The sequence below is a fragment of the Desulfosporosinus sp. SYSU MS00001 genome, assembly GCF_049943955.1.
Classification (GTDB): domain Bacteria; phylum Bacillota; class Desulfitobacteriia; order Desulfitobacteriales; family Desulfitobacteriaceae; genus Desulfosporosinus.
On the sequence record NZ_JBNFTW010000002.1, the window covers coordinates 26034 to 43737 of the forward strand.

Annotated in this window: 13 protein-coding genes; all 13 read left to right on the forward strand. The window is 42.5% G+C overall.

Annotated features, from left to right (window positions below; genetic code table 11):
- The first annotated feature begins 2 nt into the window (after positions 1 to 2).
- The 13 genes from gatA (at position 3) to ACPUYX_RS03575 (ending at position 17531) form a co-directional block, all read left to right on the forward strand.
- Positions 3 to 1481 carry an Asp-tRNA(Asn)/Glu-tRNA(Gln) amidotransferase subunit GatA gene (gene gatA, locus ACPUYX_RS03515; RefSeq protein WP_426378347.1) on the forward strand — a complete coding sequence of 493 codons (1479 nt, stop codon included), beginning with the start codon at positions 3 to 5 and terminating at the stop codon, positions 1479 to 1481.
- Positions 1468 to 2919 (forward strand): Asp-tRNA(Asn)/Glu-tRNA(Gln) amidotransferase subunit GatB, encoded by a 1452-nt coding sequence (gene gatB, locus ACPUYX_RS03520; protein ID WP_426378348.1) that lies wholly within the window; start codon positions 1468 to 1470, stop codon positions 2917 to 2919. The genes gatA and gatB overlap by 14 nt, the downstream gene beginning before the upstream one ends.
- Before the next feature lie 412 nt (positions 2920 to 3331).
- Complete coding sequence (nifV, locus tag ACPUYX_RS03525; RefSeq protein WP_426378349.1) at positions 3332 to 4462, forward strand: homocitrate synthase; 1131 nt, start codon at positions 3332 to 3334, stop codon at positions 4460 to 4462.
- Between the two features lie 82 nt (positions 4463 to 4544).
- Positions 4545 to 5549 (forward strand): isocitrate/isopropylmalate dehydrogenase family protein, encoded by a 1005-nt coding sequence (locus ACPUYX_RS03530; RefSeq protein ID WP_426378350.1) that lies wholly within the window; start codon positions 4545 to 4547, stop codon positions 5547 to 5549.
- A gap of 433 nt (positions 5550 to 5982) precedes the next feature.
- A complete protein-coding gene (locus tag ACPUYX_RS03535) occupies positions 5983 to 7338 on the forward strand; it encodes an acetyl-CoA hydrolase/transferase family protein (RefSeq protein ID WP_426378351.1) in 1356 nt (451 codons plus the stop codon).
- Between the two features lie 186 nt (positions 7339 to 7524).
- A complete protein-coding gene (locus ACPUYX_RS03540) occupies positions 7525 to 8241 on the forward strand; it encodes a CPBP family intramembrane glutamic endopeptidase (protein ID WP_426378352.1) in 717 nt (238 codons plus the stop codon).
- Between the two features lie 168 nt (positions 8242 to 8409).
- Entirely contained in the window at positions 8410 to 9183 is a 774-nt protein-coding gene (locus ACPUYX_RS03545; protein WP_426378353.1) for an ABC transporter ATP-binding protein, read from the forward strand.
- Between the two features lie 4 nt (positions 9184 to 9187).
- The gene (locus ACPUYX_RS03550) at positions 9188 to 11035 is read left to right on the forward strand and encodes a putative ABC transporter permease subunit (protein WP_426378354.1); all 1848 of its coding nucleotides are present in this window, start codon (positions 9188 to 9190) and stop codon (positions 11033 to 11035) included.
- A 17-nt stretch (positions 11036 to 11052) separates the two neighbouring features.
- Positions 11053 to 12441 carry a 23S rRNA (uracil(1939)-C(5))-methyltransferase RlmD gene (gene rlmD / locus ACPUYX_RS03555; protein ID WP_426378355.1) on the forward strand — a complete coding sequence of 463 codons (1389 nt, stop codon included), beginning with the start codon at positions 11053 to 11055 and terminating at the stop codon, positions 12439 to 12441.
- 1374 nt (positions 12442 to 13815) lie between these two features.
- Complete coding sequence (locus tag ACPUYX_RS03560) at positions 13816 to 14358, forward strand: hypothetical protein (protein WP_426378356.1); 543 nt, start codon at positions 13816 to 13818, stop codon at positions 14356 to 14358.
- 659 nt (positions 14359 to 15017) lie between these two features.
- A complete protein-coding gene (locus tag ACPUYX_RS03565; RefSeq protein WP_426378357.1) occupies positions 15018 to 15623 on the forward strand; it encodes a DUF1287 domain-containing protein in 606 nt (201 codons plus the stop codon).
- Between the two features lie 751 nt (positions 15624 to 16374).
- Positions 16375 to 16992: a hypothetical protein gene (locus ACPUYX_RS03570; RefSeq protein WP_426378358.1), complete on the forward strand. Its 618-nt coding sequence runs from the start codon at positions 16375 to 16377 to the stop codon at positions 16990 to 16992.
- A 194-nt stretch (positions 16993 to 17186) separates the two neighbouring features.
- On the forward strand, positions 17187 to 17531 hold the full coding sequence (locus ACPUYX_RS03575) for a cupin domain-containing protein (protein WP_426378885.1): 345 nt from the start codon (positions 17187 to 17189) through the stop codon (positions 17529 to 17531).
- The last annotated feature ends 173 nt before the right edge of the window (positions 17532 to 17704 follow it).

Consider the following 17704-nt stretch of genomic DNA (forward strand, 5'->3'; position numbering starts at 1 on the left):
TTATGATAGTTGAGAAATCCATAAGTGAGCTCCATGAACTTCTTATCCATAAAGAAGTTAGCGCTGCTGAATTAACCAACGCTTACTTAGAGCGAGTTCGGGATTTAGATAAAGATTTACAGGCTTATTTAACCGTCTTAGAAAAAGACGCTCAAACCCAAGCCTCGGAGATTGACCAAAAGATTGCTCGGGGAGAAGAGCTGGGGGCCTTAGAAGGAATCCCCATGGCTATGAAAGATAATATGTGTACGGAAGGCGTACGTACAACTTGTGCTTCCCAAATGCTCCGGGAATTTTATCCTCCCTATGATGCTACGGTAACAACACGCCTAAAAGATGCCGGAAGTATTCTTCTAGGCAAATTAAATATGGATGAGTTTGCCATGGGTTCTTCGACCGAGAATTCAGCCTATATGAAAACGCGCAATCCCTGGAATTTAGACTGCGTTCCCGGAGGTTCTTCCGGCGGCGCGGCAGTTTCTGTCGCAGCTGACTTGGCTGCCTTTTCCCTGGGGTCTGATACCGGGGGATCGATTCGACAGCCGGCAGCCTTTTGCGGCGTCGTTGGCTTGAAGCCAACCTACGGAGCTGTCTCTCGCTTTGGTCTTATCGCCTATGCTTCCTCCCTTGATCAGATAGGACCTTTAACTAAAACCGTTCGTGATAATGCTTTGGTGATGAATACGATTGCCGGTTATGATGCCATGGATTCCACGTCAGTTCGCTATGATAAGCCTGATTATACGAAGTTCCTGATCGATGATATTAAAGGCTTGAAAATCGGCCTTCCCCGTGAATACTTCGGGGAAGGAATTGACCCGGAGGTTGCTAAAGAGATTCAAAAATGCGTCGAAACCCTGCGCGGTTTAGGGGCTGAAGTGGGCGAATGTTCTTTACCCCACACAGAATATGCTATCCCGGCCTATTATTTGATCGCAACTGCTGAGGCCAGTTCCAACCTTGCCCGTTATGATGGCGTTCGTTATGGTTATCGGGCTGAAGCCGGCGATGTCTTAGGAATGTTCCGGAAGACTCGGGCAGATGGATTTGGGCAGGAGGTTAAGCGCAGAATTATGCTGGGGACCTATGCCTTGAGTTCCGGTTATTATGATGCTTATTATCTCAAAGCTCAAAAAGTTCGGACCTTAATCAAACAAGACTTTGATCAGGCCTTTGAAAAATTTGATGTCTTGCTGGGCCCCACGGCACCGACACCGGCCTTTAAATTTGGAGAAAAGTCCAATCCTTTAACCATGTATCTTTCGGACATTACAACGGTTCCAATTAATCTGGCCGGGATTCCGGCTATCTCAATTCCTGCAGGCTTCGTTAATGGTTTGCCCATTGGCATGCAATTGATGGGCAAAGCCTTTAATGAAGGGACGCTTTATCGCGTGGCTTATACCTTTGAGCAAACTACAAATTATCACACGTTAAAACCGAATCTTTCCGGGGAGGTGCTTGCGCGTGGTAGTCGCTGATCGTTATGAAATGGTTTGTGGTTTAGAAGTTCACGTTGAACTTCAAACGAAAACAAAAATATTCTGTGGTTGTACAACGGAGTTTGGGGGAGAACAAAATACCCATGTCTGCCCTGTTTGTTTAGGGATGCCGGGGACGCTTCCGGTCTTAAACCGAGAAGTTGTCAATTATGCTATTCGAGCAGGTTTAGCTTTAAACTGTGAAATTGCCGATTTTTCCAAGTTTGACCGCAAGAACTACTACTATCCGGATTTGACGAAAAACTACCAGACATCCCAATTTGATCTGCCGATTTGTAAAAATGGCGGTTTGGAAATTGAAGTTGATGGAGTGAAAAAGTGGATAGGAATTACCCGGGCTCATATGGAAGAAGACGCCGGGAAACTTGTCCACAGCGGGGAAACCATCACAACCTCAGATGCCTCGTCCGTCGATTATAACCGTGCAGGAGTTCCTCTTTTGGAGATCGTTTCTGAACCTGACTTGCGTTCGATTCCGGAAGTTTTAGCCTATCTGGAACAATTGGTTCAAATCCTGGAGTACACAGGCGTTTCCGACTGCCGTATGGAACAAGGTTCGGTCCGTTTCGATGTTAATGTCTCTTTGAGGCCAATTGGTTCAGCGACCTTTGGAACCCGAACGGAGACTAAAAACCTTAATTCTTTCAGTTCCGTCCGGCGCTGTATGGAATATGAAGTTGCCCGACAGGCCCGTGCCCTTGATGACGGGGAAGAAGTGGTTCAGGAAACTCGGACTTGGGATGAAGGACGGGGGATTACCTTGGCCTTGCGGTCCAAAGAAGAGGCTCATGATTACCGTTATTTCCCTGAGCCGGATCTCGTTCCGTTAGTCATTGACCGGCAGTGGGTGGAAGAGATTCGCACAACCTTGCCGGAACTTCCGCGGGAACGTCGGAACCGCTTGCAAGAGTTAGGGTTATCAGCTTATGATGCGGCAGTAGTCACTCAAACTAAAGCCATGGCCGATTATTTTGACCAGGGCTTAGCCCAAGGTGCAGAGGCTAAGAGCTTAGCAAATTGGGTTATGGGGGATTTGACACGCTTGCTGAACAGCAATCAATGCCAAATTGCGGATTCGCCTGTTTCGGCCCAACAGTTGGTGGCATTGATTAAGCTCATTGATAAGGGAACCCTGAGCGGCAAAATTGCAAAATCCGTCTTAGAAGAAATGTATGCTTCCGGCAAGGATGCCGAACAGATTGTCAAGGAGAAAGGGCTTGCCCAAATTAGCGATGAAGGCGCGCTGCTGGGAATCATCGACGGGGTAATCGCTGCTAATCCCCAATCTGTTGAAGATTATCATGCTGGAAAAGAGCGGGCCATCGGGTTCTTAGTCGGTCAGATTATGAAAGCAACAAAAGGACAAGCAAATCCGGGCCTGGTTAATCAGCTGCTTAAAAAGAAGCTGTCAGACTAATATGCTTTTTAAATAATAGATAGGTTTGAAGTTTAATCACCTTCAATAAAAATGGTTTTGACTTGTTCATAATGGTTTTATCTTGTTCTTCAAATGACGTCAAAGGGGAGTTGGCCTATTATTCTTTAAAGTAGGTCAACTCCTCTTAACTTAAGGATGAAATAAATCTTAAAAACTATGTCATATTTTATCTTAGATAAGATAATGATAAGAAAATAAGAAAAATAGGTAATTAAAAATATAAAATATTGAAAAAAGTTAAATTTAAATTCTCTATCAATTAATTCGTAAAGTATACAATATACGCATTTTGTTCTTCTTCAAAGTTAAGAGGTATTATGCTAGTATAGAGAATAAATATTGACTGCGTAGTATAGCATATTTTCAAGTTGAAGAAGAGGAGTGTGTCCAATTGAGACATTTAACGATTGTAGATACAACGTTACGGGATGGGGAGCAAACGGCGGGAGTCGTTTTTTCCAATCAAGAGAAATTGCGCATTGCTCGTTTACTCGATGAGGTTGGTGTGCATCAAATTGAAGCAGGGGTCGCTGTCATGGGAGGGGATGAAAAGAAGGCTATCAGCGAGATAACAAAACTTGGCTTGAAAGCAAGTATCATGGGTTGGAATCGAGCGGTAATTTCAGATATTGAAACATCTCTTGCCTGTGGTGTTGATGCAGTTGCCATTTCAATTTCTACTTCCGATATTCACATTGAACATAAACTTAAGACGACTCGCGAAGATGTTCTCGAGCGGATGATTAAGGCGACAGAATTTGCCAAACGAGAAGGGGTGTATATTTCTGTCAACGCTGAAGATGCTTCTCGTTCCAGTATGGATTTCCTTGTTCAATTTGCTAAAGAAGCCAAAAAAGCGGGTGCTGATCGCCTGCGTTATTGTGACACCGTTGGAATCCTTGATCCCTTCACCACCTACGATAATATAAAAACGTTAATCGAAAAAGCAGGAATCGATGTTGAAATGCATACCCACGATGATTTCGGTATGGCTACAGCCAATGCTTTAGCAGGTGTTAAGGCTGGTGCTTCTCACGTTGGAGTGACTGTTAACGGTTTAGGTGAACGTGCTGGTAATGCGGCTTTAGAAGAAGTGGTTATGGCTCTTAAGTTCTTGCTGGACACTGATTTAAGCTTTGTTACCGAACGCTTTGTCGAACTTTCTGAATATGTTGCTCGTGCTTCAGGCCGCATGCTTCCTCCCTGGAAATCTATTGTGGGAAGCAACATGTTTGCTCATGAATCAGGAATCCACGCTGATGGTGCCTTAAAGAATCCTCGAACTTACGAAGCGTTTAGTCCGGAAGATGTCGGGCTGGAGCGTCAGATTGTTATTGGCAAACACTCTGGAACTGCTTCGATTAAAGCCAAATTCAAAGAATATGGCAAAGAAATCACTGAAGCAGAAGCCGTGGTAATGCTTGAAAAAGTACGTGCTCTGGCAGTCGATATGAAACGTTCCTTGTTTGACAAAGAGTTGGTTTATATTTACGGGGATATATTAAAACAAAAAAAGCAATAATCCTAAGACTAAGTTCACAAGGCGGCGAGTAAGCCGCCTCTTTAGACGCTAGTTTTTCCTCAAGAGAAGGGAGTATTATTCAATGACAGTTAAGGTGACATTAATTCCTGGTGATGGGATAGGACCTGAGGTTAGTGCGGCTACCCAGAAAGTTATTATGGCGAGTCAGGCCCCCTTGGAATGGGAAGTTGTTGAAGCAGGAGAGGCCTGTATTGCCAAATATGGAACCCCTTTGCCGGAGCAAGTCTTGGAGACAATTCGCCGCAATAAGGTTGCCATCAAGGGGCCGATCACTACTCCCGTTGGCAAGGGATTTCGCAGTGTCAATGTATCCCTGCGGCAGCAGTTACAGCTTTTTGCCAACGTGCGTCATTTGCGGAATCTGCCGAATGTGCCCTCAAAATATCAAGATGTTGATATCGTAGTTGTTCGCGAAAATACTGAGGACCTCTACGCCGGAATTGAGCATAACGTTGGAAATCAGGCTGCGGAGTCAATCAAAGTAATTACCCGCGAAGCATCTGAGCGAATTGGCAGGTATGCTTTTGAACTTGCCCGGCGGGAAGGACGAAAACGTGTGACAATTGTCCATAAGGCTAACATCATGAAGCTGAGTGATGGGCTTTTCTTGGAAAGTGTCCGTAATGTGGCTAGGGATTTTTCTGATATTGAATGTGAAGATCGAATTGTTGATGCTTTGTGCATGAATTTAGTACAAACCCCTGAACAGTTTGATGTACTGGTCCTGCCGAATTTGTACGGTGATATCGTATCCGACCTCGTCGCAGGCTTGGTTGGAGGTTTAGGAGTTGCCCCGGGAGCAAACATTGGAGAAATGGGGGCTGTTTTTGAAGCTGTTCATGGCAGTGCTCCTCAGATCGCCGGCCAAAATATTGCGAACCCTCTGGCGATGATTCTTTCAGGGGTTGAAATGCTTAAGTATTTGGGATTTGCTAAGGAAGCTCAGAGGGTTGAAAAAGGCGTATACCATGTTTTAACCCATCGAGAGTATATCACTCCCGATTTAGGAGGAACGTCTGGAACTCAAGAAATGGCTCTGGCAATTATTGAGAGTATGGAAGCATAATTATATGTCTGAATTCCTGAAAAAGCGATCAAAAATGCTTAAATTTTAATATATAGTCTAAAGTTTGACAAAGTTCAACTTATTAAAAAGCAGGTTAAGTATTAAAACTTTAACCTGCTTTTTGAATAAATGTCAACTTTGATATACATGTATCTATATGTAGACATTGCAAAAAAATGAAGGCTAGTCGGCCTACAATAGAATTTTCAAATTTTACTGTCAACGAAAGTGGACAGTATTATCTGACAAATCGGAACTTTCAACTAGATATTTCCTGTTTAAAGGCTTGTTGCATACTAAACAAAAGATTCGGAATCAATTGAATAGTCATTGGCATAGAAATTGCAAAGATAATTCATTACTCTCCAAATTAACTAATTCTTGGACTAAGTAAATGCGGTACTTAGGGCTTTGTTCTGGGAGCGAGAGATTCATGGAATTAAGTAAGGGGGATGCAGCATTGATTAGGGAAGAGTATCAGAAAAAATGTGTTTCAGCTGATGAAGCAGTAAAAGTGATTCGTAGTGGGGATTGGGTGGAATTTGGTTGGGCTGCCAGCATGCCGACTCTGTTAGATGAAGCATTGGCACGGCGCAAAGATGAACTTCATGACGTAAATATGCGTGGAGGTGTCATTTTAACTCCAATAGCTTGTGTTGAGAGTGACCCAACTGGAGAACATTTTACCTGGAATAGCTGGCATCTTGGCGGACGTGAACGGAAATGGGCTCAGAAAGGTTTAGCTTATTATATACCGCTTAAATATTCAGAAATGCCTCGCTGGATACGTGAAAACTTACAAACAGATGTTGTGGCTATTCAAGTAGCCCCGATGGATGAACATGGTTATTTCAGTTTTGGCGTGTCAATTTCACACTATGCTGCTGCGATTGAAAAGGCCCGTAATGTTATCGTTGAAGTCAACGAAGATATGCCTAAGGTTCATGGCGGTTATGATCACATGGTCCATATTTCTAAAGTGGATTACGTTGTTGAAGGCGGCCACAGAGGTCTTCCGATCCTGCCCTCAGCTCCTGCCTCGGATATTGACCGACAGATTGCTTCTTATGTCCTGCCGGAAATTCATGATGGTTCATGCATCCAACTTGGTATTGGCGGAATGCCGAATGCTTTAGGCCAAATGATTGCCGAGTCAGATCTTAAGGATCTGGGGATTCACACGGAAATGCTGGTTGACGGTTTTGTAGATATGGTGAAAGCAGGTAAGGTCACGGGAAAATGTAAAAACTTAGACCGTGGCAGAATTGTTTATTCCTTTGCTGCGGGCACTCAGAAACTCTATGACTTCATGCGGGATAACCCGTCTTTAGCGGGCTACCCGGTTGACTATTCTAACTTCCCTTTTATAGCGTCTCAAATCGATCAATTTGTTTCAATCAATAGTGCTTTGGAAATCGATCTCACAGGTCAAGTTTGTTCTGAATCCGCTGGATCAAGTATGATCAGCGGAGCTGGCGGACAGCTGGATTTTGTGGAAGCAGCTTACCATTCTAAAGGTGGCAAAAGCTTCATTTGCTTGCCTTCTACCTACAAAGATAAAGAAGGAAACATTCACTCCAGAATCAAAGGTACCATGACTTTGGGTTCTGTAATTACGGATACGAGACCAACAGTGCAATTCGTCGTCACTGAGTATGGTAAGGTAAACTTAAAAGGACTATCTACTTGGCAACGGGCAGAAGCCCTGATTTCGATTGCGCATCCTGATTTCCGAGAGGAACTTATAGAAGAGGCCAAGAAGCTTAAAATTTGGAGAAAAAAAGCTTAGGCTCATAAAGTAACCATATCTGCCTTAAAACTTGGGTCATAATCAAATTTATCATCCTTAACTATAAGAAGGGGAGTTTCCTAATTCGGGACCCCTTCTTTTCTCATCTCTGGACATTAGAGCCGTGAACCCTTAGAATTGGAAAAGGAAGGGTTCAAGTATCATGAGATTGAGGTTGACAGTACGATGGCTAATAAAGTTAAAAAGAAAGACTCTCTAATTCCTCCAAGACGCCCGGTCTGGAACATATGGCAAGGATTATTTTTGATAGCTCTTGTCACGCTTCTTGAATTTCCCCTTGGCTGGTTGGAAACCCCTAAGGATCTCGTTTCGATACCCGGAGTGTTAAGATTTTTGGGAGTTGGCTTGGGAGATGTCTTCTTATACATTACTGTTATCTGGGTTTTTATGCGCCTTATTCGTCGTCCCTTTTCAGATTTAGGTTTTGTGAGACCCAGTAAACGTTTTTTACTTTTAGGATTAGGGTCAGGTTTCTTTTTGTTTTTTAGTATTGGTTTATTGGGGAACGAATTGACTAAAATTTTAGGTATTCCTGCACCACAAAGTTTTGCCCTTGCTGTTAAAGGGGCAAGCTATCCTTGGGAATTCGCTCTCCTCACCTTACTGGGGGGAGTCATAGCACCAATCAAAGAGGAAATGCTCTTTCGCGGTTTAATTTACCCGCCCCTGCGGGAAGCTAACGGCAAGGGCAGAGGAATAATTCTGACCGGAATATTTTTTGCCATGTTACATTTTGACCTTATTCGGTTTTTGCCCTTATTTCTGGGAGGAATTGTACTTACATGGTTATATGAACGCTCTTCCAGTATATGGCCATCGGTTGTTGCACACGGAACCTGGAATATTTTGATGGCACTTGCCCTTTGGATTCAGCGTTATTAATGATTATTATTTTTTGAATGATTCCTGGCATAGATGTACGATACTACTTAGGTCAGCTTCGGGGTTGTTTTGTCAGACGCGTTAATCATAAAAATTAAGACAACTTCTTCATTTATATTATCTAGAACAATATATTATCTAGAAAAACCGAGAAGGAGAGTTGTAATTGTGGAATCTGTTTTAATCAAGACTCATGGATTGACGAAACGGTATGGGGCGGTGCCTGTGGTAAAAGGGCTTGATTTAGAAGTTAAAAGCGGTGAAATATTTGGTTTCTTGGGGCCGAATGGTGCCGGGAAAACGACGACTATTAAAATGCTGACCGGTTTGCTGGACCCTAGTGAAGGAGAGGCTTTGATCTGCAACTACGATATTAGCAAACAGCCGACTCAAGCTAAGTCTTTAATGGCCTACGTGCCTGATCAACCTAAATTATATGGTAAGCTTTCAGCACGAGAATTCCTGCACCTTATTTCTGCCCTTTACAGAGTACCTAAGAATGTTGTGAACGAGAGGGCAGAACAGCTGCTGAATTTGTTCGGACTTCAAGAACGAGCGGATGAATTGCTGGAAGGCTATTCTCATGGCATGCGCCAAAAGGTGGTATTGGCATCAGCTCTTATCCATCAGCCCAAGGTAATTCTTCTCGATGAGCCTACTGTTGGTCTTGATCCGGGAAGTGCTCGTTTGCTCAAAGATGTTCTGCAGGAAATGGCTCGACAAGGGGCTGCTGTTTTTGTATCCACACATATACTGGAGATTGCCGAAAGGATGTGCCATCGTGTTGGCATTCTTAAAGATGGCTCGCTGATTGCTCAAGGCAGTCCTGAAGAGCTGCGGCAGAACGTAGGACATGAAGGAGAAAGCCTGGAAGATATCTTCTTAGAGCTTACAGGTGGTCATGAAAATGCTGAACTGATTAAGAGTCTGGGGGAGGGCTAAAGCTATGAAAATCCTATTGCCTCCGCCTTTGGAGAGTCCGCCGCCGGAACAATCATTTTGGCGTAATTTTCTGCTGCTGCTTAGAAATCAGCTGAGGGTAAGTTGGAATAAGCTGCGTCACAGGCCGGTGGGAGCCCTTATCGGCATGGCAGGGCTTTTAATAGGGGCCATTGCAATTGTCGTTTCTCTAGGGATTTACGCTTATGGTTCTTTAAAGGCTCTGTCTCCCAATACAGTTCAGGGCTTCCTTTCGATGCTGTTTATGGTCGGTTTAGGGGCTCAGATCTTTTTTGGTATTACAGGAGCATTTGTTGCCCTCTATATGTCCGATGATCTTGAGCTTTTGTTCATGGCACCGGTACCTATTAAAGCTGTGTTTGCGGTTAAATCGTTAGTGATTATTGGCAGTAATTTTTTAACGGTCGTTTTGTTTGCCTTCTTACCTGGACTGTTTTACGGATTGCTTTTTAAAGCCGGAGTTTCATTCTATATCCTGGTTTTATTGGTCGGCCTTGGTTTATGGGCAATAGGGACAGCGATCGCTGAACTCATCAATCTCCTGGTAATGCGTGTTATTCCGCCCCATCGCAGTAAGGAAGCTATCGGCTTTATAGGGGCTTTGGCAGGAATTATCATTGCCATTAGTTTTCAGCTTCCGAATATGTTAATGAACAGCAGCAGCAAATTCGATATTGGCTCTTGGTTGGAACAACAAAAACAGATGCTTAGTGTCATGAGATTTTTCCCCTGGGGATGGGGTTCGTCGGCACTCGTTGCGGGTGTATCTCAAAATTTCTTAGGTGGGTTAGCCTGGAGTCTGTTAATACTTTTGGTCGGGATATTACTTTTCTTAGTCGCGTTTAATCTTGTTGAGAAAGGATTCCGCAGAGGATTCATTTCCCTCAGTCAAGGTGAAAGAGGAAAACGGCGAAAGATTCAGGCAGAAGAGGGGCGAGGGAAACTGCAGAAGGCCCCTTCCCTTGCTTTCCTTAAGCAAGACGTTGTATCGCCATCATCTCCCTGGTTAGGAATGTGGGCCGTAGCCAAAAAGGATTTACTCTCAATGAAGCGTGATACTCGGGAGTGGTTCGGATACTTAGTACCTTTGATTATTATGCTTTTCTTTGTCGGACAGTTTTTGTTTTCGTCTGTTAAAACTTCCGGCAGCACATTGATGACCGTGTTAATCATGTATACTATTATGTTCAGCGGAAATATGGCTTTACAATCCTTTGGCCGCGAGGGAGAATCAGACTGGCTCTTAAACAGTGTGCCTCTTGCCGGATGGCCAGTCGTCTGGGGAAAGTTGTTGGCTGCTATTTTACCTACGTTGGTGTTAATGGAAGCACTGTTAGTTGGGACTGGATTGGCTATTGGGGTTTCTAAGACTCTCATTATTGCTTTGGTCGTTGGCGCGGTGTTCCTTGCTTTAGGATCAAGTTCTATCGGGCTCTTTTATTCGATTAATAACTGCCGTTACAATCCCGATACGCCTCAGCAGCGGATAGCCCCAGGCGCTTCCTTGTTTATGTACCTGATAAACTTGTTTTTCATACTTTTATTAGCCTTGGGCTTAACCTATCTGTTTTTGCCGAGTGAGTTGGTTTCCGCTCTTAGAGACCTTCCGGCTGTTACCTACGAAGGAGGCTTAAGGTCAGGGCTGTTTTATGGAATCTATCTTTTGAGCCGCCCCCTCTTATGGTCAACCGCTTGGCGGGTTTTTCTGGGAGTTATCGTAACGGTCGGAATATGGGCGGCCATGTTTTTTGGATTTATGGCGGCGACTGTTCGGCAGAGCCGTAAAGGTTTTCGAGTAGAAATTATTGCAGGCAGAAAGAAAAGAAGCCGATAGGGCGAGGAGGAAGAAAGGTGAAATCAAAGTATCCGATTAAAGGCAAAATCAATGACATCGGCGTTATTAATTTGGAATGTCTGCGTCTTTCCTCAGACGGAATGGCTGTGGGATATTATGAGGGCAAAGCTACCTTTGTGCCTGGCTTGCTGCCTGGGGAAATAGGACAGATCCAGATCATGGAAATAAAGAAAAACTGGCAGCGAGGTAAACTGCTGAGGATTATGAAAGAATCTCCAGACCGGGTCAACCCGCCTTGCAGCGTTTTTTCTGTTTGCGGCGGTTGCCAACTGCAGCACCTTAAGTATGAGCAGACTTTAGTCTGGAAGAGACAGTGGGTGGCTGATGCACTTGCCAGAATCGGTAAAATACAACTGGATAACGTTAAAATTCATCCAACCATCGGTATGGATCATCCCTGGCGCTATCGCAACAAAGCCCGGCTCCATTGTGGAGAGCCGGGCAGCATTGGTTATTATCAGGAAAAAAGCAAAGCGACGGTTCGGTTTAGTGACTGTCTTCTAATTAGTGAAAGAATGAATCGCTGGGTAAGAGAAGTGGAAAAACTTCTGAGCGAACAAGATAAGAAATCCCTTTCCCGGCTGACTTCACTTACCTTCAGGGAAAATTCTCAAGAAGAAGGCATGTTGATTCTGGATTCCATGGAAAATGTTAATTTGATGGATAGGGATGGTTTTTTAGCGGAGGCGCAGAAGTCCGGGGTATCGCCCGAGCCCGACAAAGAAAGGAAAGAGACAGGACATCATGAAATTGGCTTAGGACTCCGCTGGGTCTGGGGCATCAACGGTTCAGGAGAACCGGTGCGCATCGCTGGTCAAGGGGATTTTACCGAGAGCGTGTTGGAAGCTGAGTTCAAGATCTCTCCCCTGGCCTTCCTGCAAGTCAATCCTACTCAGACCCGCAGACTTTATCAAACGGTGTTAGATTGGGCAGAGCTTTCCAATGAGAAAGTGGTTTGGGATCTTTACTGCGGAATTGGGACTATTACCCTGGCTTTAGCGGCAAAAGCCAAAAAGATCTGGGGAATTGAAGAAAACCCCTATGCCGTGAAGGATGCCAAGGAAAATGCTAAGCATAACCGAATTGAGAATGTAGAGTTTATTACTGGAAAAGTGGAGGATACCTTCCCGCAAATCACCGACCAACCGGATATCGTGGTCCTCGATCCTCCTCGGGCCGGGGCGCACAAGAGCGTGTTGGAGCGATTGTTGGAATTGCAGCCGGCGCAGATCATCTATGTATCCTGTGATCCGGGGACATTGGCACGGGATCTGGGGGTATTGCAGAGCGGGGGATATCAGGTGGCTGAGGTGCAGCCGGTGGATATGTTTCCGTGGACGCCCCACGTTGAGACCGTTGTAAGTTTGAAAACACCTACATTTTGAGAGCCGCATGTACCAAGGGTTTGGCGGATGGGATTATTTTCAAATTAGCTGAAAATGTCAAGAATGAGTTAAGACCGCGTTCGCGGAAACATCTTGAATGTAAATATAGCGTTTTTGCAGGAAAGATTCGCTAATGAATGTGTCGCAGTGTCGAGGGAGCATAAATTCCTCTCGCAAACCCCTCATTTGGAAACATTAAAATGTTTTGCGTTTACTATAAAGTTGTGAGATGATTGAAGAGTAAAGGCAGGGGTTGTGTGATGGGCAAAGTTATTTACTTGAAGTCAGAGGAAGATGACTCTCAAGGTTCATTTATGGATACATTTTTTGTTACTGCAAATGAGTCAGGTCGACTGAAGAAAGTGTGGACGTGGTTAACAATAACTTTCTTTCTAATTGGGTCAAGCGTGTCAATCTTTAGTTTTTTCTGGGGGTAAAACAGAAGAAAATACTTCAAGTCCAACATTAATGCTACATAATAAATTCACGGAGCTGTTCCATAAACACCATTTTATTGGCCTCTGCCCTCGCGGCGGGGGTCTTTTTTGTGCAGTTCAGATATTGTGCAAACGCCGTGTGACCGGAAACTTTCATGTACAGTGTGGAGCAGGAAAAAGGCGGAGATAATATCAAAGCCTTACCTATTGCTATTTTTGAATAATAACATCAATATTCAACAGATAAGATGATCTTTAAACTGTGGATACAGTTATGTTGAGAATCTTAGTTAGAATGAATACACAAAAGGAGGATTTATCGATTGGTAGGTCTTCCTTTTGCGTACTTTATCTTAATATGTTGAAGTATATTTGACTCAAAATTTTGGGAATAGTTTTTATGTATAAAACTAGTAAGATTACGGGGGACAAAAAAACTTATTCAGTGATACTATAAATATCGTTACTAGTTTATATTTTTCATTTTTGAAATATTATATTTTGGACTATATTCGGTTTAAATCAGTTTAGAAATGCTGGTACGAGGATTAAAAACATTCATGAGGAATTATATGATATAGCGAAAAACGACAAGAAACATACTAATTTTAATGATATAACTAAAGGTAACAATGGTATTTTTTTTGCAAAGAATGGATATGATTGTGTTTCTGGTTTAGGATCTCCACATTTCAATATAGTTTTAAAATCATTATTATCTACGTATCATGATTAGCAGAATTTAGTCATATCCTTTAAAACGCCTTCCCCCTGTAAAGTGGAAGGAGGAAAATTGTTTTTTTATTTCTTAAGTAAAGAAAAATCTACAGGTATAAACTAATTTCTTCTTCATTAATCGTTTTGAGCCATTACCGTAGTTTATTAGCCTTAATTGCATTTTCCTTACATCATGCCGGGATTTTTGGGGGGATTAAAAGTGAAAAAAATATACATTTTTTTAGTATGCATAATGATATTAACAGTTGCTGGCTGTTCATATAAAAAACAAATAGTTAACCTGAATTATACTTTTAAAGGCGAAAATGAATTTTGGGCTGCTGAATATCAAGTAAAAGGAACAGGTACATTTAGTAAAAGTTTTTTTGACCAAATCAATTTTGACAGTGATTTGAACAAAACATTGATAGTAACTTATAAAAAAGACATATCTCAATTATCTTTAGTTAAACATCTTGAGATATCATATGAAGTTGAAGATGATCGTGGAGAAGATGTATTGAAAAGTAAAAGGTTAATATATAATTATAATAACTACTCTCATGCTCAAAAAAATTATATTTTAAAATCACATACTACAGGTTCAGGAATTGAGGATGGGAATGATATAATAAAAGTAACAATAAATATTGACAATCAAATACAAACAATTAAATTAAAAAATGAACAATTCAGTAAGGGAAATAGTAATAACACCAACGTTATAATAGACCCATCAATTGCGGTAATACTTAGGGCGTAATAGGGCCAGTGCTGGGTGCGATTTGGACTGCTCTCTATCACTACTTTCGAATCTGGTGGGTTAGAACCTTTTCCATAATTGTTCATTTGATTGCTTTGTACGAAATTGTTTTGGGATTCAAAGGTATTTTAGTGATTATTCATTAAGGTTAGAGACAACATTTTAACTTTTTTATACGTTAAGACAGAAAATGGACATAACATTATAATTAAGTCAACTAAACTGTAATTAGTGGACATCAAGCTAAGAATAAAAGACATTTTTTGTCCGCTAAGGTTGTTTTGTTATTACTCTTACCAGCGATGATGCCACTAAGGGCAGGTAATTAGCAGTATATGGCTTAGAATAAAGAAATCTGACTTTTTGTTGGAAGCTACCGTTTAAGCGTATATTTTCGTTAAAATGTTGGTGGAACCCCTTGTCGAGGATAATGCTCATCCCATAACAAACCATGTACATTAAGCGATTTGAGGATCTATCCGATTGTTTTAGAAAATATACCACAACCATATTAAGGAGAAATACCGATTTAGAAGACCATAATTGGGATTATAACCCAGTCCATGACCCATTTTTACACGTATCTCGGCTTAACCCCTAATTCAGTGATTTTATGTAATAGTTTTGCTGTGCAAAGTCAATGTACGGGAGGCGTTAGTGTGTTTCGTGGTTTCAGATGGCTGGTCGTTCTAGTCATTCTTCTGCTCTCCATTAGCTCCTATGTATGGTCCTTTCATACGTTTCATCCGGCCCGGTTGAGCGTGATAGCCACTACGACGGGACTCTCTCAAGAAGAAAAGGTTGTTCAGGCCGCAAAGAATTTACAAGGGGTCATTTACGACTACTCGGGCGGCAGATTCCTGAAACTTGGTCTTTTGGTTTGTACTGATGTGCCGCGCCTAAGTTATCAGACGGCTGGCATTGACATTGGTGGCCTTATGGCCGCAGATTACAAAAAGTATCCAGATCATTACGCAGCTTTTGCTGGCAATAACCCGTCAACACCTTATTTTGCTCGGCGGGTAGAAAATCAAAAGGTATTCTTTAACGACACTAGCAGGTTGATCCGAAACTGCACGGCCCCAGAGCCGGGTGATTCAGTATTTTATGGTACATCACACGTAACAATGGTGCTGGCAGTATACCCTGACCATACCTATGATGAAATAGAAACTGCGCCGGGAACCCTTCTTGTAACCGTCCATTATCACAAAGCTTGGGTTCCCAAAGACGTAGGTCGGTTTAATCGGCTCCAGGTAAGGTGAAACCATGACTAAACGATAGCCCCCCGTCAATCTACCGAAACCCCTTCAATCCCGCAGGATGTGATGTGGTTGCCTAGTGGATACCGGGGGAAGGTGGATAGGGAATTAGTGGAGTCACGAGAGATGGGTCTGCTGGAGAACGGATGATGGAGCTTCTGGTCTGTGCTTGAGGTGAAATTCCTGTGCCTAATAAGTGATTCGGTCAATTTAACGAAATTCACCTACTGATGAGGGATATTATGGATTATACTTTAAAGTTTATCGCAACTATGATATTAATTCTAATGGGTACGAAGCTTGTAATGATTGCAGCAAGCCAATTTAAGATTGTAGAATTTTTTGAAGAACTGTGGGAAAAGATTCATTGGGTTTTCTCGCGTAATCGAAAATGACAAACAAACCATCAATACTTAAATCACCCCGCTCATCATTAGCGCCCAACTCCTATCAACCCCAAATCCACAAATACCCATAAACCCCAGCCCCCAGTCAAACCCACCGAACTCCATCAATCCCGCAGGATTGGATGAACTTACCTATCGGATAACCGAACCAGAAAGCTGGAGGGATTGGATGGGGAGAGTTTTAGTAACTAACAGAGCGTCAATGGACGCTCTTTTTGCGTTCTTATTGCAGGAAATAAAGGATAATCGTGGAATTAAAACAATATACGGAGATGTCTGATGAGATCGCCACACAGAGAGCGGTAGGGAGCCGTATAACTTAAAAATTATTTAACGAGGGGATATCTTTGAGCCGAGATAATTTGGAGAGTCTACAAAAAAGAGCAAGTTCTATTCATATAGTAATGGAGATTATCTTTGTTATTGGGATAATAATCTTCTTAGCAGTTTTTATGGGTTTTATATATTCCATTTTTGCTTCCCCAGAAAGATTTAACGCTGTAAAAGGCAATATAGACTGGTCTATAACTAATAAATTAACCAACGGTTCTTCATTCTTTATTAATATTCCCTTTAAAGTTTTACAGCCGCTAGGTAATAGCATGATTAATGCAAAAAATGCGTTTTTAGTCGGCGTGTCCTCATTACTCGTTAAAGTTTTTTTAATAATTTATGGTATAAAACAAGCTGCGGATTTTTTAAATTCTATTTCAAACGATAAAGCCCCATACGTAATCCTCAATGTCAAACGGATTAAAAAAATTGCTCATGTGATAATTTTATATTCGGTCCTAGTGGATACCTTATCAAGCCTTTTATACTCAATTTTTGTAACAAGAATATTCACTTTGGATTTATCAAATGTTCATTTGAGTGGAGTATTGATTGGAGGGTTTATTCTTGTTATTGCCGACTTATTCAAATATGGAGTGTTCCTCCAAGAAGAGTTTGATGCAAAATTGTAAGCATGTAATTCCGTCCACCTCATTGATAGTAAATCCATTCACGTCACCCGCGCCCCCGCTAACCCTAAGCCAAATCCCTATAAACCTCAGCTACCCGTCAAGCACCAAACTCCTTCAATCCCACAGGATGGGATGTGGTTGCTTGGTGGATACCGGGGGAAGGTGGGAGGCTGGAAGAATGGGAGCGTGTGACCATGTACGATTTTCCTGAGTTTATGAAATCAAGCAAAAATCGAATTAGCAATAAAGAGCAGAATACACAGGATATTGAGGGCTATTATTTCACTGGAGCAGAGGGCAGTCAGATGGCATTTTGGACATGTCATGCTGACAGAACTTCTAAGATACATAAGCATGAATTTGACGAGTATATGGTTTGTGTTTCCGGCCAATATACGGTAATCATGGATGCTAAAGAATATGTTCTCAATCCGGGAGATGAAATCTTCATTCCAAAGGGGATTGAGCAGTGGGGAAGGTGTATTGCCGGAACAAGAACTATCCACGCATTTGGTGGTAAACGAATTATTGGGGAATGATCCAAAAGTCCCCAACCCAGTACCACCCGCTAACCTCACCCTCAAATTCCTGCCTCCCTAGCCAAGCCACCCGTCAAACCCACCGAACTCCTTCAATCCCGCAGGATGGGATGTGGTTGCCTGGTGGATATGGGTGGATGGGGGGGCTTATCAGAAAATATGCAATATTGATG